Here is a 26,256-nt window from a genome sequence, read left to right as displayed (position 1 = left end):
GTTTACGTGCCACTAATCACCGCAAGTCTCAGCTCCTGACGCCAGTCCTGCAGGGGCCTGTCCCACCCTTCCTCAAGCTTGTGCGCGATCACCAGATCGGCATCGAGGCCCAACTGAAATCCACGTGCCATTGCGCGCAGCATCGGAGCCAGTGGCTCATCGTCCTGAAGAGCCGCCAACATCCCACCAAAGATCAACATGACGGCTAAAGGGGAGCGTGTCTGAGCGAGGTTGAAGCCTTGCAAGCCAAGCTCGCTATCGCCGTCGATTCCGAAGCCCGTGAGCACATGGATGATGTCGTGTGTTTCCCGAAGCCTGTGGGTGATGTATTCCGCGTCATTGCTGACTGGTGAGGGGTCGATCAGCGCGTCCGGCGTGATGCCTTGGCTGATCAGTTGATCGGCGTAGCAGCGTCCGAGAGTGCCGTCTGGAAGTTTTTGCAACTCGGTCAGGTCGATTGCCTTTGGTCGCCAACCCTCTTTTACCAGTGCACTGAACTGGGGGTGTATGAGCAGGTGCCGCTTCATCTGCTCAGCCAGAGGGCTGTCCTTCACGCTGTTGGCGACAGCAAACACGCTGTCAAGCGAGCCCGGATTCTTCAAAAATGTGGCGAGGCTGGCGAGCAACCTCAGGCTTTGGAGGCGTTCTTGAAGTTTGAGCTGCACGGTCTTTGAGCGGAGGACTTCAATCTGATGGTGTGATTCGCTCTGGATCCATCAAAGGAACTGGGGAGTGGTCGGTTCCATCCCGCTGGATCCAGCACCTTTACCGCTGCAAGACGCTTCGGATCGTGAGGTTGTTTGGAAGCGAACCGCTTGACTCAGGGGCCCTCCGATCATTCCACCGGTGTAATAAGGGAAATCAGGGTTACCTCCTAAGGCGCGGCAGACGTAAGTCAAGACGATGGGCTCTGGCAATGGCTCTGGTTCAGGTTCAGGTTCAGGCTCTGGTTCAGGTTCAGGTTCAGGCTCTGGTTCAGGCTCTGGTTCAGGCTCTGTTTCGGCGTCGTTGTTGTCGTCTTCTTTTTCTTCTTTTTCCTCTTCTTCCTCTTCTTCCTCTTCTTCTTCTTTCTCTGGTTCTAAGTCGTCTTCTTCTTCGTCCTCCTTCGGAAGTTTGTTGTCGGGCACCACCAGATTGTTCGCGCCCCGCAGCCGTGGATAGGGCGTTCGTGCTGCAATCAGCCAGTCAGAGCCCAGGATGGAGAGCAACGTGCGGTCGGGAAGTCCATACAGCTCCTGGTAAATCAAATTGATCACATGGCTTTCAGGCAGAAGGTTCTGCCCACTCATCGTCTCGATGATCAGTTGTGAGAAACGTTCCTTGCTGATCAATTGGCGGCTCAACAGCACGCCGTCTGGGCTGAAGGTGGCTTCTTCCCCAGCCTTTAGGCGAACAACACTGTCTGCATCGCTGACTAGTTGATGCACGGTTGTGCTGGCGACACTTGCTTCTTTCAGAGCTGGTTGAGCAGGCTCAGATGTCTTGCCCTGATTCAGGGCAAACTGCATGGGTCTTCCGGTGTTGAATTCGCCGGATTGCCATGGCATTGGTGATCCAGGCGACTTCGGCCGGAGATTCGGGTCGTTGACAAAGCCGCCATTGGTGGAGAAGCGGTAACTGATTTGTCCCCCCACGACGGTGTCGAGCAGTTCGTCGTATTGGCCATAGGCAGCGACCGTCACCTGATCGCCGATGGGCACATTCAGGCCAACGCGGCCACCGCCGTAGGAATTTCCGATTCCGTGGAGAACGTAGGGAGCGAGTGACAAGGTGATGGATTGATCCCCCACATCAGCCACGGGTATGCCCACCTGACCGATGGCAAATCCCAGGTTGTTATCACATTGATCGAGTGGAATGCCTCCGGTGATGCCGAATTGCCAGCGTTCTTTCTGCCAAAGGCCACCTACCGCGAGTTGCGAGTGGAAACAGCCTGTTCCGTCCCAACCGTCGTAGCCCACTAACAGGGAGCTGATGCTGCGGTCATCGGGGTTGAACCACTTGTATCCCAGCTCGGTGCTGGCTCCCCAGGCGCCATCGAAATTGCTGCTAGCGGTTGTGTAGCTGTAGAGAAGGTTGCTGCCGAGGCTTTGGCTGAGAGGCACGAAAAAGGAGGCATCGCCCAGGATCAGTCCGGCGGCTTCGCCAAGGGTTGTGCCTGAACTGTTGCTGCCCCAGGCACTTGATCCGAAGCCGATCACCGGATTCAGCGTGGGGTACATCGAGAGGATGTCTGGGCTGTTCTCGTCATCGGTCGCTTCAACGCCACTCCCTACGCTGGCTTGACCGCTTAGAACGGCGAGTTCGTAGTTCCCGTCATCTCGCACACTCAACACATACGTGGTGCCGCGGATCCCCAGCACCTTGGTGCCCAGGCAGCTGTTTTGGGGACCGTTGACCAAGACCTGGCCGCGATCTAGGCGAAAACAGTCTTCTCCGAGGCGGATTACGCTGTTGTTGCCAAGAAATCCGAGTGCTCGCCGATCAAAGAGCACTTCGGCGCGGCTGCTGCCGGTTCTGAGTTCTTGTCCTCGATCCGCCGTGTCATCGACCGACGCCTCTTGCTGGTCGATGAACACTTCGCGGCCATCGATGATTCGTCGAATCGTGGCGCTATTGAACGGAGCTGCTGTTGCTGCCGAAGGCACCAGACTTGCCGCACAAGCGATGGCTAGCAGCTTCTTGAACACAGCCATCAACCGTCGGACACAGACGGTTGTTACTGATCTATGGCGGGGTGGGTGTCCTTGTTGGTGTCAGTTTGTAGTGCGAACACTCGTTGCTCACCCTGGCCGCGGATCGGAAATGTTCCCAAGTCCAGCAGGGGCCAGTCACCAGGAAGATGTTCTGCCACCGCAGCGCTCATCACAATTCCTTGATCGCACTGCTTGGCAATTGTCTCTAAGCGGCTGGCCATGTTCACCGCATCACCAATCACGGTGTAGTCCATGCGACTGGTGCTACCGATGTTTCCGCTCACCACCGAGCCATAGCTAAGAATCACCACTTGTTTCCAGGGTGAATGCCCTTCAGCAGCCCAGGCGTGATTGAGATCGTCAAGGCGTCGCTGCAGCTCGATTGCAGTTCTCGCCGCAGCGAGCGCGTTCGTGCTGCTCGATTTTTCGATTGGGGCTCCAAACACGGCGAGGGCGGCATCGCCGATGAATTTGTCGACTGTGCCTTCTTCGGCATGCACCGCATCCACCACTTCACTGAAGTAGGCGTTGAGGCGATCCACCAGTTCTTTCACCCTGCCCTGTTCGGTCATGGTCTGGGTAAACGCTGTGAAGCCACGGATATCGCTCATCAAGATCACCACGTCCATCGTTTTTCCACCCAGCAATTCATCGGCTTCCTCGGGTTGATCAGCGATCTCTGCGGCGACTGCTGGGGAGAGGTAGCGACCCAGGGTTCGGCGTAGTCGTCGTCGTTGCCATTGCAGCCGAATCGTGGCGTCAGCGCTGGAGACAATTCCTGTCAGCGCCAAGCTGGCGGCTGGGCCAAGTAGAGGGACCAAGAGGCCTCCCCACACAACCAGTCCGGCTTCTGCCGCGACGAGAACTGCTGAGGAGGCGAGGAGCACATTGAGACGAGGCAATGGGCGCTCTTGCTTCGATGCCGTGATGCCTGCGACGAGAACAAGCCCTGCCATCAGGAAATTCCAGCTTTCAGGAGCAGGCACCCAGTGCAGGGATCGATCTTCCAGGCGATTGGCCAATTCGGTGGCAAGCAATTCAACGCCTGGCATGCCCTGGGCACCGGAGAAGACCGCTGGATGTAGGTCTTGAAACACGGCCGCTGTTGGCCCAACGAGCACGGTGGCGTTGCTGAGCAGACCACTGCTTTTGATGGAGGTGAAGGCTCTGGTGTCGAGAATTTCCCAGATCGAGAGAGTGGCAATCGTTCCAGGGGGTCCATAGGGGTCCAAAAGATTGGATGACCGTGTACTGAGGTCGGCGTCGGCATTCCCAAGCTTGAGCAGGGTCACCGCCAACCCATCGGGTACGGCGGAGTTCAACTGTTGGCGAATCTCTACGGCGCTGTCACCAGGACGCTGACGGATGACGCCGTCTTCATCGGGGGAGCCATTCAGGAGGCCGCGGTTCAACGGTTTGTTGGATGACTGCAGCGTGGCTGTCAGATCCAGCAGCGCCATGCTGGCCACCGGCCCGCGGCCGTTTAGCACTTGCACCCCCAGTGCCACTTGGTCGTGATGGCGTTTCAAGGCACTTGCAAAGGCCATGTCGTCGTCGGGCCCGTAGCTACTGGGGGCTTCGAACAGCAGATCAAATCCAACGGTGGATGCGCCCGCTTCGATTAGACGATTCAGCACCCTCTGGTGAACGCGTCTTGGCCAGGGCCATTGGCTCAGACTTTGGAGCAAGGGGTCGTCGCTTAGGTCTGCATTGGCCGCTTGCTGGAGGCTGAAGTCGTCGATGGCCACAATCACAACATCATTAGGCGGCGTCCTGGAGCCCCGCGTCTCCTGGACCCAACCGGCAAAGCGCAGGTCGATACGCCCTAACCAATCCCGACCGATTCCGCCAGCAGCAGCAACCGCACCACTCAGCAGCAGGATCGCGCCATGACGGCGAATCCAGCGGAGCGCGGTTCGCTCTTTCATGGTGTTTCCGATGCTTGCATCAGCCCCCTCAACCGCCGGGCTGCGGTGGAGAGGGTTGGATCCGATCCGCGTTCCAATGCGTTGCAGCACCGCTCTAGGGCGGGGTGATGTCCTTGCTCGAATGCCTCAAGGGCTTCCAGGATCAGGGTTAGGTGACGATTGGTTTGACGGCAGCGACGGCTGCTCAGAGCCAATAGTTCCATCACCAGATCACTGTCATAGATCGCAGTCTGCAGCAGATCGTTGGCTTCAATCACCAGGACTTCGGCTGGACCGCGACTCACCGTGACGGTCGCGCTGTGGTGTTGATCGCCTATCAAGGCCATTTCTCCCACCAACTCATTGGGACCAATCCGTGCGATCACCTGCGGGGTGCCACCCGCTTCGCAGCGTTCGACCTTCAACTCACCGGTTTGCACCAGCAGCACCCGTTCGGCAGGAGCGTCCTGTTGGATCAGTACCTTGCCGAGAGGGGCAATCTGCGTTTGATGACGCACTGTGGAGAGATGCGTGCTGAGCAGCATTCGCATGCGATCGCGAATCTGGTTGGGTCGTTGGTTCTCGTTCTCCTCCATGCGTGGCGGATTGCCGCTGCATGCATGCTGGCCGCTTCTGCCGGATCAGGCATCGCCTCCTGCAGCAGCGTCATGTTCTGAATCTGATTGCTGATGTGATGCCTTTTTTTATTGGCATGTTCCTGCAGGAACTGGCCGAGTTTGTTCTGTACGCCATCATCAACTGGTCGAAGTCATGCCTTCGTTGTGAGCTCGACATAGACCCAGTTCTGCATTTTTTAGGCAAGCTGGTCTCGGCCACTGTGGTCGTTCTGATCTGAATCATGTCTGCGCTCACGCCTGAGGATCTCGGGGCTATGCCTCTGTTCGCGGAGCTGGCGGAACAACAGCTCATCCTGCTGCTGGATCGTCATCGAGAGACAAGCCACCAGGTTGACCAGGTGATCGTGATGGAGCAGGACTGGGGTGAGTCGCTGTTCCTCATCCGCGATGGGGTGGCCAAGGTGCGCACTTACACCGCCGATGGTGATGAAGTGATCATGTCCTTGCTCGGCCAGGGCGATGTGTTCGGTGAGATGGCTGCTCTTGATGGTGCGTCACGTTCCGCCGATGTGGTGGCGCTTACGCCATTGCACCTCATCAAGATGCGCTCGACGCCGTTTGCTGCTCTGCTTGGCCAAGAGGCGGCGTTTGCTCTTTCCCTGGCGCGCTTAATGTCATCTCGTCTGCGTGATCTCAATCAACGCTTCGCATTGCAGAGCGCTGATGCCACCACGCGCCTGTTGGACGCTTTGGCGTATCTCGCCCGCAAAAGTTCCCGCGATCAGAATCCTGAGGCGGAGATCCCGCTGCTGGCCCAACGGGAGATTGCCTTGCTGGCTGGACTGGCGAGGGAAACAGCGTCTCGCACCCTCAGCAAGCTGCGCAACCGCGGCACTGTTTTGGAAACCAATGGACAGCTCCGGATTGCTGATTTGCAGCCGCTGATCAAACGCGGACTGTTGCCGGGTTAGAGGCGTCAGGCCTGCAGATAAGTGATCTGCTGCAGGCTGCTGGTCACATGATTGATCAGCCGTCGTGCATCGCTCACGGCCAACCGTCCGTCTCGGATCGCCGCTTCGCTCGCAAGCCTCAGCCGTTCCAGCATCTGGTCGGGGTCGTGCTCCATGGCCTTGAGAACATCGGCGTTGGTGTCACCCCGCACCACGTGATCGAGTTGGTAACCACCACCGGGTGCTAAGCGGATGTGCACCGCATTGGTGCTGCCGAACAGGTTGTGGAGGTTGCCCATCACCTCTTGATAGGCGCCGGCCAGGAATAGGCCGACGAGGTAGGGCTGTCCCGGAGTTGGGGTGTGCAGTTCCAGCAGTGATTTGCTTTGCCCGCCTTGAATGAAGCGAGCCAATTTGCCATCGGAATCGCAGGTGAGATCAGCAATGCTGCCCAGTTGCTCTGGCTGTTCATGCAAGCGATGAATGGGCATCACTGGGAACAGTTGATCAATGGCCCAGGTGTCCGGTGCGGACCGAAACACGGAAAAGTTGCCGTAGTAAGTGCTGGCCAGGCTGGCGCGCAGACGGCGTAACTCGTCAGGGCTGTTGTCATCTGCGGGAAGCAGCTCGACGATGCGCCGCGCGCAGGCCCAGGCCAGCTGCTCTGCCCGTGCCCGCTCGGGGAGGCTTAGGTAACCGAGTCGGAAGGCACTCAGTGCATCCTCCTTGAACTTGATGGCGTCATTCCAGGCCTCCTGCAAGTTGGCTTCGGTGATGCCGTCGAGGGTGTCATGCAGATTGCGCACGATCAGGGGGTCGTCGTCTCTGCGTTGCGGACGCTCGTCGGGGGCACCACCGAGACCCAGGATGTCGAACACCAGCACACTGAAGTGACTGGCGAGGGCCCGTCCGCTTTCGCTCACAAGGGTGGGCAACGGCACGCCACAGGGTTCACAGCACTCCTTGACCGTCGCGACGACGTCGTTGGCGTAGTTCTGCAAGGAGTAGTTGGTGGAGGCTGCGGTCGCGCTGCGGCTGCCGTCGTAGTCGATGCCAAGACCGCCACCAACGTCGAGGTATCCCATCGGCGCACCAAGGCGGTGCAGTTCTCCGTAGATCTGCCCGGCTTCCTGCAGGGCATCCTTCAGAACGGCGATGTCGTTGATCTGGCTGCCGATGTGGAAGTGCAGCAGCTTCAGATCGTTAAGCAGTCCGGCACGGCTCAGCCGTTCGGTGGTTTCGAGCAGTTCCGGAATGGAGAGCCCGAATTTGGCCCGGTCGCCTACAGAGCTGCTCCAGCGGCCTGTGCTGCGGGTCGAGAGCCGAGCCCGGATTCCGATCATCGGTGCGGCGCCCAGTTCTTGGCTGGCGGCGATGATCCGCTCCACTTCATCGGGTTGTTCGATTACCACCACCGGCTGTCGACCGAGTCTTCGCGCCAGGATGGCGGTCTCGATGTAGCGCTGATCCTTGTAGCCATTGCAGATCAGTAGGGCCTCTGGATCGTTCAACAACGACAGGGCAATTAGCAATTCAGCTTTGCTGCCGGCCTCAAGGCCGAAATGCCAGCGTTGACCAGCATCCACCAGTCGTTCCACCACATGGCGCTGCTGGTTGCATTTCACCGGGAACACGCCCTGGTATCGGCCGCCATAGCCGTAGTGCGCGATCGCCCGGTCAAAGGCCGCATGCAGCCGCTCGAGACGATCTTCCAGGATGTCGTCAAAGCGGATCAACAGCGGTAAGCCGAGATCCCTGGCCTGCAGGCCCTCCACCAATTCGATCAGATCGATGCTGCCGCCGCGGTCCCCGCGGGGCTGCACCGTCACATGGCCGCGGGAATTGGCCGCGAAGTAAGTGTCACCCCATCGATCGAGACCGTAGAGATCTGCTCCGTCCTGGATGGTCCAGGTGTCGGCTGTACCGGAGCGGGCCATCAGCGTCACTCAGCGCTCCAGGAGCATTCGCAGCAGGAATCTAGGCAGGGTTGTCGTTCCGAACAGTGCACAGACACCAAGTGGCTTGCCAATCGGGGCGTCGGCCACGGACGATAGCGGCGGTTTTATCCAATGTTATGGCTGCCGAACGCACCTTTATCGCCATCAAGCCCGATGGTGTTCAGCGTGGACTTGTGGGCGAGATCCTGGGGCGTTTCGAGCGCAAGGGTTTCAAGTTGGTTGGCCTCAAGCAACTGACCCCCAGCCGAGAGCTGGCTGAGCAGCACTACGGCGTGCATCGGGAGCGTCCGTTCTTTGCTGGTCTTGTTGACTTCATTACCTCCGGCCCTGTGGTGGCCATGGTGTGGGAAGGCGACGGTGTGATCGCCAGCGCCCGCAAGCTGATAGGTGCGACCAAACCTCTCGAGGCTGAGCCCGGCACGATCCGCGGTGATCTGGCCGTCAACATCGGCCGCAATGTGATCCATGGATCGGATGCTCCTGAAACAGCCCAGTTCGAGATTGGTTTGTGGTTCCAGTCCTCCGAGCTGAGCGAGTGGACGCCTTCCGATCAAGGCTGGCGCGTCGAAGGCTGATCGTTCCTTCAGGCTTATGAGCACTCAACCCCTGAGACCAGACGGTCTTGGGGGGTTTTTGTTGGCTTGAATCGATTCCAGCGGAAGTGCGGTAAGAGAGCGGCCAAGTCGTCTCGTATGGGCGTGCCAGAACAAAGATCCGCCATCAGTTCGGCTGTGGCACTGGCCATCAGAACACCGTTGCGATGGTGTCCGCAGGCCAGAAAAAGACCCGAGACCGAACTGTCGCCCAGCAGAGGGCCCTCGTCCGGTGTGCAGGGACGGAAGCCCCACCAACGCTCCATCGGAGGCCAATCAATGGCTTGGGGAAGCAGCCCGGAAATGCCGTCTTTCAAGGTGGTCTGTCCCTGGGGGGTCAGTCCTTCACTGAATCCGGCATCGCGTTCGGAGGTGGCTCCGACCACGACGAGCCCGTCCTCGCGAGGCACGAGGTAGGTGCCGGGGCCAAACACCACTCGTCTCAAGGCACCCCGCGGAGTCTGCAGGGAGAGCATTTGCCCCTTGACGGGGAACACCGGCAGCTCCGGCAGCAACTGGGCACTCCAGGCTCCGCTGCACAGCACTGCCTTGCGACAGCGCAAGGTGTTGAGCATTCCCTCGGAGTTGCGAGTGCGAACCCCTTGGAGTTGATGGTTCTCGGTCAGCAGCTCCAGCACTTCCACCCCCTCCTGGAAGTGCACGCCTCGATCCACACAGGCGCTTTCCAGAGCCCGCATCAACTGGCGACGGTTGTCAATTTGGCCGTCTTGGCTGAAGAGCAAACCCGCGGCCCAGTCCGGGGCCAGGCCTGGGATTTCCTGATGCAGTTGTCCGCGATCCAGCGACTCGCCAAAGGCGGCTGTTGGGTACTGATCGCGTTCCGTAGAGCTCCGGAAGGGCACCACGATGCCAGTGGAGCGCAGACCACAGGGCAGACCGCTGTCGGCTTCGATCTGGGCGACCCAGCTGGGAACCCGGCCCAGGCTGAGCTGTCCGAGCTGCAGCAGGGCGCCGCTCAGGCCTTCGGCATGGGGGGCCAGCATGCCTGCGGCGACAAACCCTGCCGCTTCGCTGCGTCGCCGGCTGATCACGGTGACGGCTTCTCCGCGGCGCGCCAGTTGATGAGCGATCGCCAGGCCCATCAGCCCTCCACCGAGAATCAGGATCGGAGCCGATTGGTGCAGGTTTGCGCGCGGTTGTTGGGGGGTCGTCATAGGCCTGGACGCCATGAGCGCAGATTGTGGCGGACCACTAATTGACGGCAGCAGAAGACCGTGCCCCAACACACGACCATGGCGGCGAGGACTGGCCATTGCAGCGTCTCGAACCGATCTGCGATCAAAAGCCCCAGGCTCAGCACCAAGGCGCCGAACACTGCAATTTCCTCATAAGGCTCGCCTTGAAACGTGCGTGGTTCGCGGCCTGTCACGACATCCAGCAGCATGCCGCCACCTGCGCAAGTTAGTGCAGCACAGATGGCCATCCACCACCAGTTCAAGTCTGCTTCCAAGGCGACTTGCGCTCCAATAATGGTGAACGTGGCCAAACCAACGCTGTCGCACAACCCCAGCACCTGGTTGAACCCCTTGCTGTCGGCGGCGCCTGAGCTCAAGACGCTGGCCACGAGTGACCCTGCCACCACGACCACTGCAACCATGAGCAGGTAGCTGTTGTCTTTCAAGATGAACGGCGGCGAGCGCATCCCGCCGATCAACAGGTCGCGAAGCGTGCCGCCCCCAACAGCGGGAAGCAACGTGAGGATGAAACAACCCCAAAGGTCATAGCGACGTTGCAGCGCTCGGATGAAGCCTGAGAGCGCAAAGGCTGCGGTCCCAATCAGATCAAGGCCATAGAACCAGGGAGAGGCCACCAATGTGGCGAAGGTCTGTCGTCCTGCGGGTCCGAGAGGTCCTCGCTGTGGGCCGCCGAGTTCTGAAGCTCTCCAAATGCTGAGGCTCCAGGCGTCCTTGGCTGCATGGGTGATGGCCGCGGGCTGACCGCTGCCTTCGCCGACGATCTCCGCACTGCGGGCGAAGGTCCTTGGATCCAGCAACCCAAAGCCCCGGTCGAGATCCATTAATTGGAGGATCTCCTTGAGCATTGCCCGTTGATGTTCCGTGTCGCTGCCATCCATGTAGCGCTCGGTGATGGCCACCGCTTCATCCGGATGGCGAGCGGCGTATCGCCATCCCTCGGCCAGGCACTGCAACAACCTCACGAGCTGATCGCGTTTGCGGGCATCGTTCAGATCCTCGGCACGTACGTACAGGCCGTCTTCGAGAAAACCGCTGCCTTCCTGCCCAAAACGCACAGTGAACAGATCTGTTTTGAGTTTTCCCTCGTTGAGGATGGTCTGAAACTCGTTGTAGCTCATGGCGGTGGCGCAATCGACGTTGCCATTGAGCAGGTCTTGGGCGGCGGGACGTTGCTGGATCAGTTCAACGGCCTGTAGGTCAAGTCCATGTCGTCTGAGCCAGTACCCAACATCGAACTGATCTCCGATTTTCCATGTGCCCACCCGCTTGCCAGCGAGATCATCGGCCCTGGTGACACCGGAGTCGGCATTGCAGACCAGCATCGTTCCAGGCCGTTGCAGCAGTTGGGCAATGTTCACCACATCACCCTCTCGGCGACGCAGATCCAGCGCATCCGATGACCAGGCGACGGCCACATCCACCTCGCCATCAAGCAGTCGCTGCAGACCGTTGACGGTGGGTCCACCAGGCTCGAGCGTCACGTCGAGGCTTTTTTTTTGAAACAGCTCGTGGTCCTGAGCCACGTAAAACCCTGCGAACTGCGCCTGCGGCAGCCAGCGCAATTGGACGCGGAGTGCTTCGAGATTGCCTTGCGGGCTGGATGTGGCCGGATGTGCGATCAGAGCGATGGCCATCAAGGTCGCTAGCAGGATGTTCCTCAGAAGCCGTCGCCAGCGAAGACTGCCCATGACTGATGGCCGGTGAAGCTGCATTGTGCGTCGCTTCCATAGGATCAGCCCACGCATGGAGAAGTGAGATGGCTGCGGAAAGCGCCTGGGAAGCCGTGATCGGTCTAGAGACCCATGTGCAGCTGGGCACGGATAGCAAAATCTTCACAGCGGCTTCAACCACCTTTGGGGATGACCCCAACACCCACATTGATCCGGTGGTCTGCGGCTTGCCGGGAACCTTGCCGGTGCTGAACCAGAAGGTGCTCGAGTACGCCGTCAAGGCGGCGATGGCCTTGAATCTCAACATTGCCGAACACAGCAAGTTCGACCGCAAGCAGTACTTCTATCCCGATCTGCCAAAGAACTATCAGATCTCTCAATACGACGAACCGATCGCCGAAGACGGTTGGATCGAAGTGGAGGTCGCCGAGAAGGGCAAAGACACTTACTTAAAGAAAATCGGCATTGAGCGCCTTCACATGGAAGAAGACGCGGGGAAACTCGTGCACGCCGGCAGTGATCGCCTGGCCGGCTCCACCCACTCCTTGGTGGACTACAACCGCGCCGGGGTTGCCCTGGCAGAGATTGTCAGCAAGCCAGATCTGCGCACGGGCCGTGAGGCGGCGGAATATGCCTCGGAAATTCGTCGCATCATGCGCTATCTCGGCGTCAGTGACGGAAACATGCAGGAGGGTTCACTGCGCTGTGACGTCAACATCTCCGTCCGCCGTGGACCGGATGCCCCGTTCGGCACCAAGGTAGAGATCAAGAACATGAACTCGTTTTCGGCCATTCAGAAGGCCTGTGAATACGAGATCCAACGTCAGATCAAGGCTTACGAAACTGGTGAGCCGATCGTGCAGGAAACCCGTCTTTGGGACGAGGGCAAGCAGCTCACCAAGAGCATGCGCAGCAAGGAAGGCGCCAGCGATTACCGCTATTTCCCCGACCCAGATCTGGGACCGATCGAGGTGAGTGTCGACCAGCGCGAGGGTTGGCGTTCGGAATTACCGGAACTGCCGGCGGCCAAGCGCCATCGCTACGCCGATGACTTGGGGCTGTCCCAGTACGACGCTCGGGTGCTCACCGATGAACGCCCGATGGCGGATTACTTCGAGGCCGCCGTGGCTGCAGGGGCTGACGCCAAGCTCGCATCCAACTGGATCACGGGTGACATCGCTGCCTATGTGAACAGCAATCGCCTGACCTATGGCGAGTTGCCCTTCCGTCCTGAGCAATTGGCCGAGATGGTGCAGTTGATTGATGGCGGCAAGATCAGCGGCAAGATCGCCAAGGACATTCTTCCGGAACTGCTGGAGAAAGGAGGTTCACCGAAGGCGATCGTGGATGAGCGAGGCCTCGGCATGATCAGTGATCCTGCGGCGATCACCGCGATCGTTGAGGAGTTGCTCGCTGCTCATCCCGCTGAGGTGGAAGCCTTCCGCGGCGGGAAGAACAAGCTCCAGGGCTTCTTTGTCGGTCAGCTCATGAAGAAGACCGGCGGTAAGGCTGATCCCAAGTTGGCCAATCAGATCCTCAGCCAAAAGTTGAAGGGTTAGTTCTTGCCTTGCCTGTGCGGGCTTGGGCTGGTTCAACAACCTTCAGTTCCAAGTTGAAGTGTGGAGTGTTGTCTGATCCGTGAAGGTTGGGCTGTGTTGGACAAGTCAGCGGCTCCAGCTGCTGTTGCCGAGAGCGCCCGTGTGGCTGACGCGCACGAGTTCGGAGCCATTCACGATCTTGAAGGTGAGTCGACCTGCGTTTTGGGTCTGACTGCCAGCTGTGTCTTGCCAGTATCCGCTCACGGTGTTGCCCTGGCGCTGGCCGATGAACACATTGCGGAAGTTGCGGCCCCGTCCGTTCCAGGAGACGATCGAACCCGTTTGCCGGATCGTGTAGCTGCCGGCGTTGTTCCCTCTCCACGTGCCAGTGAGGTTGTTAGCGCTGGGTTCCGGAGCTGGTGTTGGGCTGGGCGAGCTGACCCGGCCCATGCGGAATTGCAGTGCCTTCGGCACATTGCCGCCGGTGGTATTGGCATTGGCATGGAGCATGCCGTTGGAGCGTTGAATCACCCATTGGCCGTTGGCCAGTGACTGCAGCTGCAGCACTCGGCCGATCTTGTTGGCGCGGAACAGGCGGCTGCGGCTGTTGGTGGTGCAACCCCTCTGGAGTTGCAGGGCTTTCTGGTTGTTGACGCCGACCCAGCGGTTGGGGTCCTGCGTGCTGCGCAGGGCATAGGTGCCACCGTTGAGGCCATTGTGGTTGCCCAGGTCATAGACGTCAAAAGTTTCCCAACTGGTGTTCCCACCGACGCGGTCTGATTTGGCGCCCAAGTAGGCGCCTGAGCCGATTCCTGCGCGGATGTATTGATTGGTGAGGTTTGACTTGAGGGTGTAGCGGCCGAGATATGTACCAGCTGTGCATCGGGTGGAGGCTTCGCTCGTCGCAGGGCTCATGGCGCTGAGGCCGCTCAAGCCGCTCGCGGCTACCAGGCTTAGAGCAAGGGAAGCTTTGGCGAATTGCATGATGATTGTGTGGTGAGTCGTGCAATCAGGTCGAAGGATTGTTTTGGCCTGTGAATGAATGTTCCCTGCGGCTTTGCTGTCAGTCGATGATCTGAATCGCCTGTTGCTGTGATCTTGGTCACAGGTTGATTTCGGCAATGATGTCAATAAAAAGCTCTTCTCCCTGGCTTTGGCTGGGTGTGGCCGATTAAGTGCGAGCCATGAGGAGTGCACGGACCTGGTCCTTCCAGGCATTCGCAGCTCCGCTGTTGTCAATCACTTGATCGGCCAGTTGGCATTTCCGCTCCAAGGGCCATTGGGCCTGGATGCGCTGCTCAGCAGCTGCGGCACTGAGTGTGTTGCGGGCGATTAGCCGTTCGCGTTGCTGCGCGGCTGTGCAGTGCACAACCCACACTTCTGTGCAAAGACTTTCCAGCCCAGCTTCATAGAGAAGTGGAATCATCAGCACCGTGATCGGCTCGCTGTTGAGGCGTTGCAGCTCGGTTTGGAAACGCGCGCGCACCAGCGGGTGCACCTGCTGTTCCAGCCACCGCCGTTCCGGTGCCTCTGCAAACACGATGCTGCCGAGCGCCTCTCGGCTTAACGCAGGTTGTGTTGGGTTAGACCCTTGCTTCAACACTGCGCTGCCATAGCGATCGATCACGGCCTGCCAGGCGGGTTCCCCCGGGGCGAGGGCGTCATGGGCGTACTGGTCGGCGTCCAAGACAGGCACATGTTGCTGGGCCAGCCAGCGGCCCACACTGCTTTTGCCGGAGGCGATGCCACCGGTCAGGCCGATGCGGCGTTGGCGAGGCATGGCGCGGCGGCAGGATGACACCAGTGTCTCGCGCGGATCCGTGGTTGCCGACAACAGCTGGGCTGCCTCTCAGTGGACTGTGGTGGAGGGAGGCGTTACTGCTCCTGCCGGTTTTCTTGCTGCCGGAATCACGGCAGGGTTGAAGGCATCGGGCAAGCCGGATCTGGCGCTTGTTCTGGCGCCGGAGGGTGCCGCCTGTGCCGGCACGTTCACCACCTCAGTGGTGCGTGCCGCCTGCGTGGATCTTTGCGCTGAACGGTTGGTCTCCAATGGCGGCCAGGCCCGAGCAGTGCTGATCAATTCGGGTCAGGCCAATGCCTGCACGGGCGATCGTGGCTTGATCGACAGTCAGCGGGCCACGCAGGCCCTGGCGGATCGTTTGGGTGTGGACGCTGATCAGGTGCTGATCTGCTCCACAGGTGTGATCGGTGTGCCGATTCCGATGGAGGTGTTGCTTGGTGGCCTGAACCCTCTCGTGGAAGCCTTGGATGCCGAGGGTGGAGCTGCTGCTGCTGGAGCCATCCTCACCACCGATCTGGTGGAGAAGCAGATTGCCTTGGAAGCCACCCTGGCTGGGCGCCGGGTCCGGCTCGGGGGGATGGCCAAAGGATCGGGGATGATCCATCCCGACATGGCCACCATGCTCGGGTATCTCACCTGCGATGCGGGGGTCCCGGCCGATGTGTGGCAGGCCATGGTGCAGCGTGTTGTTCAGCGCTCGTTCAATGCCATCACGGTGGATGGTGACACCAGCACCAACGACACGGTGCTGGCCTTTGCCGCTGGTGAGCCCCTTCCAGGCACAGCTTATGCAGCGTTAGAGGAGGGGCTGACCCAGGTGGCGCAACATCTGGCGCGCGCCATTGCCCGCGATGGGGAGGGAGCCACTTGTCTGATCGAGGTGCAGGTGCAGGGCGCCCCGTGCGAGCAGGACGCTGTGCGTATGGCTCGCACAATTTGCGGGTCATCGCTGGTCAAGACCGCCGTGCATGGCAGAGACCCCAACTGGGGGCGGATCGTTGCGGCTGCGGGGCGTTCCGGTGTGGCATTTGATCCTGATGCTGTGGCCCTCTGGATCGGCGATCACCAACTAATGGCCGATGGCCAGCCCCTCGCCTTCGATCGCTCGGCGGCCTCCATCTACCTGAGCGATCGGGCCTGTGGGAGCTATCTGAACGATGACGTCGTCCTCATCCGTCTGCACGTCGGCACGGGGCCAGGCTCTGGATCCGGCTGGGGCTGTGATCTTTCGGATCAATACGTGCGCATCAATGCCGATTACACCACTTGAACCGTGCGCTGATTCGTGCGTCATCTGCGATCAGGCGCGAGGATGCCACCACCGATTGTTCGGCGTCGATTCAGCGGAGTCCTGAGATGACCACCACCACCACTTCTGAAAAGAAGCGGCCGAAGCGCCCTCGGTTCTGGGTGGGGCCTCTGGTGGCTGGTGCGTGTTTCGCTCTGGGTTATGGCATCACGCAGCGCGTCGTGATGCTGCGCCAAGGTCAGCAAGACCCGCAGCAGGCATCGTTTCAACAAAGCAGTTTTCCCGGTCAGTCCCTCGATTCCCTGCGAAGTTTTTATGGGGCTGACCAGCCCTTGATGGGCGATGTGACGGCCAAGGAAGCTCGTGATGCTGAGAAACGCCAGATGCTTGATGAAGCCGAGGCGATTGCCGCTGAAGCTGAACAACGCGAAGAGCAGCAGGCGGCTCTGCGTGAGCCGCCGTCGTCTTTGCCAGCGGGTGATCTGAGTCCCCAACCGGCTCCTGTGCTGCCAGCGGCGGAGGAAACGAACGCGCCCGACCCAGGCCTCCCACTCTCTCCAACGCTCGAACCTGGAGTGCAGGAGCCAGATGCTGGCTTCCCGGCTGGTCCTGCGCAGGAGGCCCCGGTTCAAGCGGACTCAGGGCCGCCGGAAGTGTTGCCCGTGTCAGAACCCCTCCGCACACCGCAACCCACGTTTGATCCGCAAAACGTCCTCACGCCGCCGATGGCGCCACCAAATCCTTGATGCCCGTCGCGTGAGCGCCCTGGGATCTGCCACAGTTTCTTCACTGAATCAATGGCCATGACTCCCCCGGACGCCCTGATCAGAGCGGCCATGAATCGCCTCATTGCCCGCGTCGGCGAGGGCGTGGCCGACGCGGCAGCAGGTGTTGCTGTGGCAGTTCAGGATGCTCCCGATCGCATCCGTCAGGAATGGGATCTGTTTCAGGAAGAAGTCAAGGCTGAAGCAGAACGCCTCCAACAAACAACCGCTTCGGGGTCCACTTCAGCGCAGGCCAGCGATCCGGAGTCTCCTGAGCCCCTTCAGCAACGCATCGATCGCTTGCGTGCGCAGGTCGCTGAACTCAGCATGCGGCTGGAGGAGCGACCTTGAACCGCTGGCGGGGTCGCTCTCTCCCCTGGCGCAGGGGCCTGAGGGCGTTACGGATCTGGCGCTCCGTGCTGATCCTTTTGGTGTTGTTGTGGTGGGACAGTCGCAGCTGGAGCTATCCCGGTGGCATGACGCCGGAGCGGCGTCAGACCCGCCAGCAGCACAGGGCTCGCTGGCTGACGGCAGAGCTTCTGCAACTGGGTTCTGCTTTTATCAAGCTTGGGCAGCTGTTGTCCGCTCGGCCCGATGTTCTGCCTGCTGGCTGGGTCGCTGAACTGGCTGAGCTGCAGGACAAAGTTCCCGCCTTCCCGTTTGATCAGGCCCAGGCCTTGCTGGAAGAAGAGCTCGGTGCCCGCTGCGCCGAAATCATCGATCTGGACGAGCAACCACTCGGCGCGGCTTCACTCGCGCAGGTGCATCGCGCCAGCCTTCGCAGCGGACGCCAGGTGGTGCTCAAAATCCAGCGCCCGGGGCTCGAGGGTCTGTTCCGCCTTGATCTGGAGGTGATGCAACAAGTGGCGGCAGTGCTGCAACGCCATCCCCAGTGGGGGCGAGGGCGTGACTGGGTGGCTATTGCCCAGGAGTGTCGGCGGGTGTTGCTGCGCGAGCTTGATTTCCGTCTTGAGGCGCAGCATGCCGCCCGCTTCCGTCAGCAGTTTCTGGATGAGTCCCGCATCCGGGTGCCCGGGGTGATCTGGGAGCTCAGCACCCGTCGTGTGTTGTGTCTCGACTACATGCCCGGGATCAAGATCAACGACCGCCCGGCGCTGCTGGAGGCGGGAATTGATCCCTCCGAAGTGGCCGAGATCGGTGCTGCCAGTTATCTGCAGCAATTGGTCCGCTATGGCTTTTTCCACGCCGACCCGCACCCCGGCAATCTCGCGGTGGCCAGCGATGGTGCTCTCATTTACTACGACTTCGGAATGATGGGTCAGTTATCCGAGCGCCTGCGTCGCCGCCTTGGCTCCATGGTGAGCGCAGCTGCCGCGCGCGATGCATCCCTGCTGGTGGAGGAGATGCAGGCTGCCGGGGTGATTGCTGGGGATGTTGACCCCGGCCCGGTGCGTCGGCTGGTGCGCTTGATGCTCAGAGATGCGCTGACGCCTCCCTTCAGTGCCTCAGTCATCGACAAGCTCTCGGCCGATTTGTATGAGCTCGTTTATGGCCAGCCTTTCCGCTTGCCAGTGGAGCTGATTTTTGTGATGCGAGCCCTCTCCACCTTTGAAGGCGTCGGTCGCAGCCTTGATCCTGGATTTACGCTGGTCGGGATCGCCAAGCCCTATCTGCTGCCTCTCATGACGTCCAGTGGATCCGGCTCCAGTGATCTTTTCAATGAACTCGGTCGTCAGGTCGGTGCTTTGAGTTCCCGGGCGGTGGGGATCCCGCGCCGTTTGGATGAAAGTCTTGAACGTCTTGAGCAAGGCGATTTGCAACTGCAGATCCGCATGGGTGAATCCGATCGTCAGTTCCGTCGGATGGTCACCGCGCAGCACTCCATCGGTCAGTCCGTGTTGCTTGGTGGACTGGCTGTGGCGGCAGCCTTGATGGGAGCCAGTGCCCGACCCCTCTGGGCTTTGCTGCCTTTAGGTGCGGCGGTCCCGGTGGGCATGGGATGGCTGAAGTTGCAGGTCAAGCTTCGCAAGGACTCTCGGCTGGAATCGCTGTCATCCCAACAACGCTGACGGCAGTAGAAGTTGCAGCAATCAAAAATCCACCCATGTCCCAGTGGTTGCTGAGGCCTGGGTGGATGGATTGAACGGTATGGAAAGCGAGCCCGCTCAGGCCTTGCCGCGGGGGCCTTGACCGACAGCACCGGCGTACACCGCCTGGCTGCCCAGCTCGTCCTCGATGCGCAGCAGCTGGTTGTATTTGGCAACCCGCTCGCTGCGGCTCAGGGAGCCGGTCTTGATCTGCCCGGCACGGGTGGCAACCGACAGGTCAGCAATGGTGGTGTCTTCCGTTTCGCCACTGCGGTGGCTGATCACGCTGGTGTAGCCGGAGCGGCCGGCCAGATCGATGGCCTCCAGGGTTTCGGTAAGCGAACCGATCTGGTTCACCTTGATCAGGATTGAGTTGGCGGTGGCGCTGTCGATTCCCTGCTGCAGGCGTTTGGTGTTGGTGACGAACAGATCATCACCCACCAGTTGCACCTTGCTGCCCAGGCGCTCGGTCAGCAGTTTCCAACCCTCCCAGTCGTCCTCTGCGAGGCCATCTTCGATGGACACGATCGGAAACTTCTCCACCAGCTGCTCCAGCTGCCCGACCATCTCGGCGCTGTCGTAGCTGCCGCCATCAAAGGCATAGCGGCCGTTCTCGAAGAATTCAGTGCTAGCGACATCAAGGGCCAAAGAGATCTGTTCGCCAGGCTTGTAACCCGCCTTCGTGATCGCTTCCACCAGAATTTCGCCGGCTTCCACATTGCCAAGGTCAGGGGCGAATCCCCCTTCGTCACCCACCGCGGTGCTCATGCCCTTGTCGCTGAGCAGTTTCTTCAGCGTGTGGAACACCTCGGTCCCCATGCGTAGGGCTTCGCGGAAGCTGGGCGCACCGTGAGGCACCAGCATGAATTCCTGGAAGTCCAGGCTGTTGGCGGCATGGGCGCCACCGTTGATCACATTCATCAGTGGCACCGGCAGCAGCGATGCCATCGGTCCTCCCAAGTAGCGGTAGAGAGGAATGCCAAGGCCGTTGGCGGCGGCGCGTGCATTGGCCATGCTCACCGCGAGGATGGCGTTGGCTCCGAGGTTGGACTTGTTGTCGCTGCCATCCAGTTCAAGCATGGCGGCATCCACGGCGGCTTGATCCAGAGCGGAGAGGCCGCACAGGGCCGGAGCGATGCGCTCTTCAATGTGATTCACCGCCTGGGTCACACCTTTGCCCAAATAGCGATCACCGCCGTCTCGCAGCTCGTGGGCCTCATGGGCTCCGGTGCTGGCACCACTGGGGACGATGGCGCGTCCGCTGGCACCACCCTCGAGCAGCACTTCAGCTTCCACCGTGGGATTGCCGCGGGAGTCGAGCACCTCACGGGCCACGATGGTATCGATGACGAGATCGAGGGAATCGAACACGTGATGCGGATCGAAGACCTGGCGATCCTATGAGTCGCCCTGCCGCCTGGCACTGTGTCGGTCTGCACCAATGCCAACCGTCCCCTTTTGGTTGAGCATGAGCAGGCTGGATGCACCATGCTGGTAACAGCGATACGTCCAGATCATGCGCATGCTCCACACCATGCTCCGGGTGGGTGATCTGGAGCGCTCGTTGACCTTCTACACAGAAGTGCTGGGCATGCAGTTGTTGCGCCGCAAGGACTTCCCATCAGGTCGTTTCACCCTGGCGTTCGTCGGCTACGGAGATGAAAAGGACAACACCGTTCTCGAGCTCACCCACAACTGGGACACGCAGAGTTATGAGCTCGGTGATGGGTATGGCCACATTGCGCTTGGCGTGCAAGACATCTATGCCACCTGCGCTGGAATCGCCGGCAAGGGGGGCCGGGTGGTGAGGGAGCCCGGGCCGATGAAGCACGGCAGCACGGTGATCGCGTTTGTGGAAGACCCGGATGGATACAAGGTCGAGTTGATCGAGCAGTCGTCCCGTTCTGCTTCCGCCTAAGTGAGGCCGACTGCGATGACGTCTGACTTTGGCGTGATGCCACAGCCTCCTGCCAGTCTCACGGTGGAGCCCGATCGCTTCAGCGATGACGCCTGGGAACTCCTGCTCTGCGCTCAGGACTCTGCGCGTCGTTGGCGTCACGGCGATCTAGACGTGGAGCACCTCATCCAGGCGCTGTTTACCGATCCACGCTTTCAGGTGGAGGTGGATTCTCTGGCGTTGCCACGCGATCAACTGCTCGATCAACTCGAGGGCTTTCTGGCTGAACAACCCATGGCCCGAGCCGATGAGCTGTTCGTCGGTGAAGACCTCGAAACACTGCTGGAAGCGGCGGACCGGGTCCGCGGTCTTTGGGGATCGCGCTTGATCGAGTTGTCGCATCTGCTGATTGCCATCGGACGTGATCCGCGCATTGGTGCGGATCTGCTCGCGCGTTATGGCTTGCCCGCCGATCGTCTCGAGGCTGAACTGCGTCGCCCCACGCCGAGCGCTCCCCCCCGTGTTCCTGAGCCTGAGCCTGTGGCTCGTGCCGCGGCGCCGTCCTCGGTTATCCCCTCGATGGCCGCCCCCCCAGCTGTCGAGACGCCTTCCATCTCCGCTTCTTTGGATGCGACTCCAGGGGGGAGCGAGCGATTGACAGCAGCCGATGAGGTGGGGCTTGAGCCTGCTCCTGCGCCTGAACCCACGGCCTTGGATCGTTATGGCCGTGATCTCACCGCCGCTGCGGCAGCGGGACGGCTCGATCCGGTGATCGGCCGCGATGCCGAGATCCGTCGCTTGATCAAGGTCTTGTCGCGTCGGGGCAAAAACAATCCAGTGCTGATCGGTGCTCCGGGGGTGGGCAAAACCGCGATCGCAGAACTGTTGGCCCATCGGATCGTTGCTGGTGAAGTGCCGGAATCACTCCAGGGTCTGCGTTTGGTGGCTCTGGATGCAGGCGCGTTGATCGCTGGCGCCAAGTTCCGTGGTCAGTTCGAGGAACGCCTTCGCGAAGTGTTGCAAGAGGTGAGCGATCCCGAAGCGGGTGTGGTGTTGTTCATCGATGAGTTGCACACCGTGGTCAACAGCGACCGCTCCAGTGCCGATGCCGGCAGTCTGTTGAAGCCTGCGTTGGCTCAAGGTGACCTGCGTTGCATTGCAGCCACCACCCCTGAGGACTACCGCCGCACCGTTGAGAAGGACCCCGCCCTCAACCGACGCTTTCAGCAGGTGCCGATCACAGAGCCATCCATCGATCTCAGCGTGGAGATCTTGCGCGGCGTCAAGGAGCGCTACGAGCTCCATCACGGCGTAACGATCACGGATGCTGCGGTGACGGCTGCGGCCCGCCTGGCTGATCGCTACATCAGCGACCGCTGCCTGCCTGACAAGGCCATCGATTTGATTGATGAGGCGGCGGCGCAGCTCAAGATGGACGTGACCTCCAAACCGCAGGTGGTGGAGGACGCTGAGATGGATCTGCGGCGGGTGGAGCTGGCGGTCCTGGCTGCTGAGCAGGCCCCGGAAGCCGAACGCGTGCAGCTGCAGCGGCAGCGACTCGAAGCCTCGGCCCAGCTCACTCAGCTGCGTGAGCGCTGGCAGGCTGAGCGGGAACAGCTTCAGGAGTTACGCCAGCTTCTCCAGGAGGACGAAGATCTGCGCCACGCCATTGCCGAGGCGGAGCGCCAGGGCGATCTGGAAGAGGCGGCCCGTCTGCAGTACGACCAGCTGCATCGTCTTCAGCAGCGGCGCAGTGATCTCGAGGCGGCCCTAGCGCAGGATCAGGCCAATGGCACCTCCCTCCTGCGTGAGCAGGTGGAAGCGGAAGACATCGCCGATGTGGTCGCCCGCTGGACCGGAATCCCGATCCAGCGACTGCTCGCCGGAGAACGTCAGAAACTGCTGGAACTGGATCAACGGCTCGGTGAGCGTGTGATCGGTCAACCGGATGCGGTGCAGGCGGTGGCAGCGGCCATCCGGCGTGCCCGCGCCGGCATGAAGGACCCCCGTCGGCCTGTGGGTTCGTTCTTGTTTCTTGGCCCCACTGGCGTTGGCAAAACGGAGCTGGCCAAAGCTCTTGCCGATCAGTTGTTCGATGAAGACGAGGCGATGGTGCGCCTCGACATGAGCGAGTTCATGGAGCGCAACGCGGTGGCGCGCCTGCTCGGAGCGCCTCCGGGGTATGTGGGATACGAGGAAGGCGGTCAGCTCACTGAAGCGGTGCGTCGCCGGCCTTACGCCTTGCTGCTTCTGGATGAGGTGGAGAAAGCCCACCCCGATGTGTTCAATGTGTTGTTGCAAGTGCTCGATGACGGGCGGCTCAGCGACTCACAAGGGCGCACCGTTGATTTCCGTCACACCGTCGTGGTCATGACGAGCAATCTGGCCAGCCGCGCCATTCTTGATTCAGCCCGTCGGGCACAGGCGGGCGAGGCTTCGGCCGACGACACAGCCCTCGAGGCTGCCGTGGATGAGGCCTTGGGGCGTCATTTCCGACCGGAATTCCTCAATCGGATCGACGAAGTGATCCGCTTCAAGCCGCTGGGTCTTCAGGACTTGGGCCGGATCGTGCGTCTGCAGTTGGCCGATCTCTCCAAGCTGCTTTGCGAGCAGGGCTTAGAACTGCGCGTTGAAGACAGTGTGATTGAGGCGCTGGTTTCCCAGGGGCATGAACCGGAGTTCGGCGCCAGGCCACTACGCCGGGTGCTGCGTCGTCGTTTGGAAAACCCGCTGGCCACCGAGCTGCTGGAGGAACGCTTCAGCGGTGCGCAAGCGGTGCGGGTCCTGGCCGGAAGCGATCCGTCTGAGCCGTTCCGCTTCGAGCCGGAATAACCCTCTGAAGGCGTCCGGTACGATTGTCGTTTGCTGTCACGTGCCATCTGAGCCGGCGTCAGCACCGGCCCAGACGAGTTTGTGATCCGTCATCCGTGACCAGCCCCACTTCCGAGGACACCGCAGCAGTAACGCCGCCGCCTTCATCCGGCCCTGAACAGCCTGGGAAAAAGGGCGGATTTCTGCAGGCCACTTTCGAGGAATTGAAGCTTGTCGTTTGGCCCAGCCGGCAGCAGCTGTTCAGTGAATCGATCGCGGTGATCCTGATGGTCAGCCTCTCTGCTGCTGCCATCGCTGCCCTGAGCCGTTTCTACGGCTGGGCTGCATCTCAGGTCTTCCGTTGACAGCGTTTTCGCCTGCCGACGCCGTGACCTGCTTCGTTCGTCCTTTTTTGTCCTGACCTGTGTCTGATCTCGATCAAAGCCAGCCGGATACCAGCGAGGTGCTGGATCTGCCTGCGCCGAACGACGGCGAGGACGGCACGCTGGAGACGCCTGCAGTCCGCACCGGTGTCGCCCGTTGGTATGCCATTCAAGTGGCATCCAGCTGTGAAAAAAAGGTGAAAGCCACGTTGGAGCAACGGGCGGTGACCCTGGGTGTGAGCAATCGCATCCTGGAGATCGAGATCCCAGAGACCCCCGCCGTGAAGGTCAAGAAGGACGGCAGCCGCCAATCCACTGAAGAAAAGGTCTTCCCTGGCTATGTGCTGGTGCGCATGGTGCTGGACGAAGACACGATGATGGCGGTGCGCAGCACGCCAAACGTCATCAACTTCGTGGGTGCTGAGGATCGCCGCGCCACGGGTAAAGCGCGCGGTCACATCAAACCCCGTCCGCTCAGCCGCCAGGAAGTGGATCGCATCTTTAAGCGTGCTGCTGAGAAGAAGACCGTCGTCAAGGTGGATCTCACCGAAGGTGATCAGATCCTTGTGACGGCTGGACCCTTCAAGGATTTCCAGGGCGAAGTGATCGAGGTATCCGGTGAGCGCAGCAAGCTCAAGGCACTGCTGTCGATCTTCGGCCGCGAGACGCCTGTGGAACTCGAGTTTTCTCAAGTGAGCAAGCAGAACTAATGCTGGCGGCGGCCGTCTCCCTGCGGAGGGCGGCCTATGGGATGGTTCACCATCCCGCCGCACCTGCCCCGAGGGTCAGGTGATCCGCAGATGTTCAACTCCGTCCGCCGATGGCCAAGAAAGTCGTAGCTGTGATCAAGCTGGCCCTTCAGGCCGGCAAAGCCAACCCTGCACCGCCCGTGGGCCCTGCCCTCGGTCAGCACGGTGTCAACATCATGGCGTTCTGCAAGGAGTACAACGCTCGCACCCAGGACAAGGCTGGGTTCGTGATCCCGGTGGAGATCTCGGTCTTCGAAGACCGCAGCTTCACCTTCATCACCAAGACGCCTCCCGCGTCGGTGCTGATCACCAAGGCTGCCGGAATCGCTAAGGGTTCCGGTGAGTCCGCCAAGGGAAGTGTTGGCTCCATCAACCGCTCCCAACTCGAGGAGATCGCCAAGACCAAGCTCCCCGATCTCAACTGCACCAGCGTTGAGTCGGCCATGCGCATCATCGAAGGCACCGCTCGCAACATGGGCGTTGCCGTCAGCGACTGACGCCACGTGCGCCAGTTCTCATTCAACTCTGATTCCTTTTCGGGGGAGACCTCGCGGTCGTCTGAACCCCATCCAAGCCATGCCCAAACTCTCAAAACGCCTGGCCAGCCTCGTCACCAAGGTTGAAGAGCGCGCCTACGAGCCGCTCGAAGCCATTCAGCTGGTGAAGGACAACGCCAACGCCAAGTTCGACGAAACCATGGAGGCGCACGTGCGCCTGGGGATCGACCCCAAATACACCGACCAGCAGCTGCGCACCACCGTTGCGCTGCCCCATGGCACCGGTCAGACCGTTCGTATCGCTGTGGTCACCCGCGGTGAAAAGGTGGCTGAAGCCAAAGCCGCGGGTGCCGAGCTCGCCGGTGATGAAGATCTGGTTGAGGCCATCAGCAAAGGCGAAATGGATTTCGACCTGCTGATCGCAACCCCGGACATGATGCCCAAGGTGGCCAAGCTGGGACGCGTACTCGGTCCTCGTGGTCTGATGCCGAACCCCAAGGCCGGCACCGTTACCACCGATTTGGCTTCCGCCATTAATGAATTCAAAGCCGGCAAGCTTGAATTCCGTGCTGATCGCACCGGCATTGTCCACGTGCGTTTCGGCAAAGCCAGCTTTGACGCGGCCAAGCTGCTCGACAATCTGAAGACCCTTCAGGAAACGATCGATCGCAACAAGCCCAGCGGTGCCAAAGGTCGTTACTGGAAGAGCCTGTATGTGACATCCACCATGGGCCCTTCGGTTGAAGTTGATTTCGCTGCTCTGCAGGACATCAATCAGGACGGTTGATTCACGACCACCGTGGATGATTCAACTGTGCATCACACTTCAGAGCCCTCACTCAAGTGATGGCTCTGTTGTATGTTTAAGAGCTGGCGAAAGCCAGACAACGGGCACGCGCCCGGCCTAAGACAGCGGGTTGTCTTAATCAATTCCTTGAGTTGATTCAAGT

The 26,256-nt window shown here is 60.5% G+C and carries 24 protein-coding genes; 14 read left to right on the top strand and 10 right to left on the bottom strand.

Translation table 11 applies throughout. The features are described 5' to 3' along the window. Positions 1–2: 2 nt before the first annotated feature. The 4 genes from SynA1560_RS12640 to SynA1560_RS12625 are packed head-to-tail and all read right to left on the bottom strand — an operon-like array spanning position 3 to position 5,199. Entirely contained in the window at positions 3–665 is a 663-nt protein-coding gene (locus tag SynA1560_RS12640) for a Coq4 family protein (protein ID WP_186500716.1), read from the bottom strand. 51 nt (positions 666–716) lie between these two features. Continuing rightward, the gene (locus SynA1560_RS12635; protein WP_186500715.1) at positions 717–2,696 is read right to left on the bottom strand and encodes a hypothetical protein; all 1,980 of its coding nucleotides are present in this window, start codon (positions 2,694–2,696) and stop codon (positions 717–719) included. A 23-nt stretch (positions 2,697–2,719) separates the two neighbouring features. Next, positions 2,720–4,624, bottom strand: coding sequence for a CHASE2 domain-containing protein (locus SynA1560_RS12630; RefSeq protein ID WP_186500714.1), 1,905 nt, complete (start codon positions 4,622–4,624; stop codon positions 2,720–2,722). Then, positions 4,621–5,199, bottom strand: a complete 579-nt coding sequence (locus SynA1560_RS12625) for a Crp/Fnr family transcriptional regulator (RefSeq protein WP_186469582.1) — start codon at positions 5,197–5,199, stop codon at positions 4,621–4,623. Before SynA1560_RS12625 ends, SynA1560_RS12630 begins: the two co-directional genes overlap by 4 nt. A 20-nt stretch (positions 5,200–5,219) precedes the next feature. Here SynA1560_RS12625 and SynA1560_RS12620 point away from each other — a divergent pair, with 20 nt between their 5' ends. Beyond that, on the top strand, positions 5,220–5,459 hold the full coding sequence (locus tag SynA1560_RS12620; protein ID WP_186500713.1) for a hypothetical protein: 240 nt from the start codon (positions 5,220–5,222) through the stop codon (positions 5,457–5,459). A 3-nt stretch (positions 5,460–5,462) separates the two neighbouring features. After that, positions 5,463–6,152, top strand: a complete 690-nt coding sequence (locus tag SynA1560_RS12615; protein ID WP_186500712.1) for a Crp/Fnr family transcriptional regulator — start codon at positions 5,463–5,465, stop codon at positions 6,150–6,152. A 5-nt stretch (positions 6,153–6,157) separates the two neighbouring features. Here the strand turns inward: SynA1560_RS12615 and speA are convergent, their stop codons facing one another. Next, on the bottom strand, positions 6,158–8,068 hold the full coding sequence (speA, locus tag SynA1560_RS12610) for a biosynthetic arginine decarboxylase (protein ID WP_186469580.1): 1,911 nt from the start codon (positions 8,066–8,068) through the stop codon (positions 6,158–6,160). A 137-nt stretch (positions 8,069–8,205) separates the two neighbouring features. Between speA and ndk the strand changes: the two genes are divergently transcribed. Then, positions 8,206–8,664 carry a nucleoside-diphosphate kinase gene (gene ndk, locus SynA1560_RS12605; protein WP_186469579.1) on the top strand — a complete coding sequence of 153 codons (459 nt, stop codon included), beginning with the start codon at positions 8,206–8,208 and terminating at the stop codon, positions 8,662–8,664. A 14-nt stretch (positions 8,665–8,678) separates the two neighbouring features. Here ndk and thiO read toward each other — a convergent pair whose 3' ends face one another. Next, positions 8,679–9,857: a glycine oxidase ThiO gene (thiO, locus tag SynA1560_RS12600; protein ID WP_186501682.1), complete on the bottom strand. Its 1,179-nt coding sequence runs from the start codon at positions 9,855–9,857 to the stop codon at positions 8,679–8,681. Continuing rightward, positions 9,854–11,587, bottom strand: coding sequence for a TRIC cation channel family protein (locus tag SynA1560_RS12595; RefSeq protein WP_186500711.1), 1,734 nt, complete (start codon positions 11,585–11,587; stop codon positions 9,854–9,856). The genes thiO and SynA1560_RS12595 overlap by 4 nt, the downstream gene beginning before the upstream one ends. Positions 11,588–11,655: 68 nt before the next feature. On the opposite strand from SynA1560_RS12595, the gene gatB reads away from it, so the two are divergent. Continuing rightward, entirely contained in the window at positions 11,656–13,128 is a 1,473-nt protein-coding gene (gene gatB, locus SynA1560_RS12590) for an Asp-tRNA(Asn)/Glu-tRNA(Gln) amidotransferase subunit GatB (protein WP_186500710.1), read from the top strand. Between the two features lie 105 nt (positions 13,129–13,233). On the opposite strand, the gene SynA1560_RS12585 is transcribed toward gatB, so the two are convergent. Then, positions 13,234–14,091, bottom strand: coding sequence for a hypothetical protein (locus SynA1560_RS12585; RefSeq protein ID WP_186500709.1), 858 nt, complete (start codon positions 14,089–14,091; stop codon positions 13,234–13,236). 187 nt (positions 14,092–14,278) lie between these two features. Further along, positions 14,279–14,887 carry a dephospho-CoA kinase gene (coaE, locus tag SynA1560_RS12580; protein ID WP_186500708.1) on the bottom strand — a complete coding sequence of 203 codons (609 nt, stop codon included), beginning with the start codon at positions 14,885–14,887 and terminating at the stop codon, positions 14,279–14,281. Between coaE and argJ the strand changes: the two genes are divergently transcribed. Genes argJ through SynA1560_RS12560 form a run of 4 tightly spaced genes read left to right on the top strand, consistent with a single transcriptional unit; the run spans position 14,886 to position 18,951 of the window. Further along, a complete protein-coding gene (argJ, locus tag SynA1560_RS12575) occupies positions 14,886–16,178 on the top strand; it encodes a bifunctional glutamate N-acetyltransferase/amino-acid acetyltransferase ArgJ (protein ID WP_186501681.1) in 1,293 nt (430 codons plus the stop codon). The genes coaE and argJ overlap by 2 nt on opposite strands. After that, positions 16,175–16,903: a hypothetical protein gene (locus SynA1560_RS12570; protein WP_255476974.1), complete on the top strand. Its 729-nt coding sequence runs from the start codon at positions 16,175–16,177 to the stop codon at positions 16,901–16,903. The genes argJ and SynA1560_RS12570 overlap by 4 nt, the downstream gene beginning before the upstream one ends. Positions 16,904–16,960: 57 nt before the next feature. Further along, positions 16,961–17,272 (top strand): hypothetical protein, encoded by a 312-nt coding sequence (locus tag SynA1560_RS12565; RefSeq protein ID WP_186469571.1) that lies wholly within the window; start codon positions 16,961–16,963, stop codon positions 17,270–17,272. Continuing rightward, positions 17,269–18,951, top strand: coding sequence for an AarF/ABC1/UbiB kinase family protein (locus tag SynA1560_RS12560; RefSeq protein WP_186500706.1), 1,683 nt, complete (start codon positions 17,269–17,271; stop codon positions 18,949–18,951). The genes SynA1560_RS12565 and SynA1560_RS12560 overlap by 4 nt, the downstream gene beginning before the upstream one ends. A gap of 96 nt (positions 18,952–19,047) precedes the next feature. On the opposite strand, the gene eno is transcribed toward SynA1560_RS12560, so the two are convergent. Then, positions 19,048–20,340 (bottom strand): phosphopyruvate hydratase, encoded by a 1,293-nt coding sequence (eno, locus tag SynA1560_RS12555; protein ID WP_186500705.1) that lies wholly within the window; start codon positions 20,338–20,340, stop codon positions 19,048–19,050. Positions 20,341–20,485: 145 nt separating this feature from the next. On the opposite strand from eno, the gene gloA reads away from it, so the two are divergent. From gloA to rplA, 6 genes are all read left to right on the top strand, one after another. Next, a complete protein-coding gene (gene gloA / locus SynA1560_RS12550; protein WP_186469568.1) occupies positions 20,486–20,887 on the top strand; it encodes a lactoylglutathione lyase in 402 nt (133 codons plus the stop codon). Between the two features lie 15 nt (positions 20,888–20,902). Further along, a complete protein-coding gene (locus tag SynA1560_RS12545) occupies positions 20,903–23,698 on the top strand; it encodes an ATP-dependent Clp protease ATP-binding subunit (protein ID WP_186500704.1) in 2,796 nt (931 codons plus the stop codon). Positions 23,699–23,793: 95 nt separating this feature from the next. Next, positions 23,794–24,042, top strand: a complete 249-nt coding sequence (secE, locus tag SynA1560_RS12540; protein WP_186469566.1) for a preprotein translocase subunit SecE — start codon at positions 23,794–23,796, stop codon at positions 24,040–24,042. A gap of 59 nt (positions 24,043–24,101) precedes the next feature. Beyond that, the gene (gene nusG, locus SynA1560_RS12535; protein ID WP_186469565.1) at positions 24,102–24,770 is read left to right on the top strand and encodes a transcription termination/antitermination protein NusG; all 669 of its coding nucleotides are present in this window, start codon (positions 24,102–24,104) and stop codon (positions 24,768–24,770) included. Positions 24,771–24,880: 110 nt separating this feature from the next. Then, entirely contained in the window at positions 24,881–25,306 is a 426-nt protein-coding gene (rplK, locus tag SynA1560_RS12530; protein ID WP_186469564.1) for a 50S ribosomal protein L11, read from the top strand. Between the two features lie 79 nt (positions 25,307–25,385). Then, positions 25,386–26,093, top strand: coding sequence for a 50S ribosomal protein L1 (gene rplA / locus SynA1560_RS12525; protein WP_186469563.1), 708 nt, complete (start codon positions 25,386–25,388; stop codon positions 26,091–26,093). The last annotated feature ends 163 nt before the right edge of the window (positions 26,094–26,256 follow it).

Origin of the sequence: Synechococcus sp. A15-60 (genome assembly GCF_014280095.1) — a bacterium.
Taxonomy (GTDB): Bacteria; Cyanobacteriota; Cyanobacteriia; order PCC-6307; family Cyanobiaceae; genus Synechococcus_C.
The sequence above is the reverse complement of the archived record's forward strand: the minus strand, read 5'-3'. Positions and strand labels throughout refer to the sequence as shown.

Bases quoted from the DNA above. Each gene is read 5' to 3' on its own strand.
- SynA1560_RS12595 (WP_186500711.1), bottom strand. From the start codon at position 11,587: ATGGGCAGTCTTCGCTGGCGACGGCTTCTGAGGAACATCCTGCTAGCG.
- SynA1560_RS12545 (WP_186500704.1), top strand. From the start codon at position 20,903: ATGACGTCTGACTTTGGCGTGATGCCACAGCCTCCTGCCAGTCTCACG.
- SynA1560_RS12620 (WP_186500713.1), top strand. From the start codon at position 5,220: ATGCATGCTGGCCGCTTCTGCCGGATCAGGCATCGCCTCCTGCAGCAG.
- SynA1560_RS12630 (WP_186500714.1), bottom strand. From the start codon at position 4,624: ATGAAAGAGCGAACCGCGCTCCGCTGGATTCGCCGTCATGGCGCGATC.
- SynA1560_RS12625 (WP_186469582.1), bottom strand. From the start codon at position 5,199: ATGGAGGAGAACGAGAACCAACGACCCAACCAGATTCGCGATCGCATG.
- rplA (WP_186469563.1), top strand. From the start codon at position 25,386: ATGCCCAAACTCTCAAAACGCCTGGCCAGCCTCGTCACCAAGGTTGAA.
- gloA (WP_186469568.1), top strand. From the start codon at position 20,486: ATGCGCATGCTCCACACCATGCTCCGGGTGGGTGATCTGGAGCGCTCG.
- gatB (WP_186500710.1), top strand. From the start codon at position 11,656: ATGGCTGCGGAAAGCGCCTGGGAAGCCGTGATCGGTCTAGAGACCCAT.
- ndk (WP_186469579.1), top strand. From the start codon at position 8,206: ATGGCTGCCGAACGCACCTTTATCGCCATCAAGCCCGATGGTGTTCAG.
- SynA1560_RS12635 (WP_186500715.1), bottom strand. From the start codon at position 2,696: ATGGCTGTGTTCAAGAAGCTGCTAGCCATCGCTTGTGCGGCAAGTCTG.
- speA (WP_186469580.1), bottom strand. From the start codon at position 8,068: ATGGCCCGCTCCGGTACAGCCGACACCTGGACCATCCAGGACGGAGCA.
- rplK (WP_186469564.1), top strand. From the start codon at position 24,881: ATGGCCAAGAAAGTCGTAGCTGTGATCAAGCTGGCCCTTCAGGCCGGC.
- coaE (WP_186500708.1), bottom strand. From the start codon at position 14,887: ATGCCTCGCCAACGCCGCATCGGCCTGACCGGTGGCATCGCCTCCGGC.
- thiO (WP_186501682.1), bottom strand. From the start codon at position 9,857: ATGACGACCCCCCAACAACCGCGCGCAAACCTGCACCAATCGGCTCCG.
- SynA1560_RS12585 (WP_186500709.1), bottom strand. From the start codon at position 14,091: ATGCAATTCGCCAAAGCTTCCCTTGCTCTAAGCCTGGTAGCCGCGAGC.
- SynA1560_RS12565 (WP_186469571.1), top strand. From the start codon at position 16,961: ATGACTCCCCCGGACGCCCTGATCAGAGCGGCCATGAATCGCCTCATT.
- SynA1560_RS12615 (WP_186500712.1), top strand. From the start codon at position 5,463: ATGTCTGCGCTCACGCCTGAGGATCTCGGGGCTATGCCTCTGTTCGCG.
- argJ (WP_186501681.1), top strand. From the start codon at position 14,886: ATGGCGCGGCGGCAGGATGACACCAGTGTCTCGCGCGGATCCGTGGTT.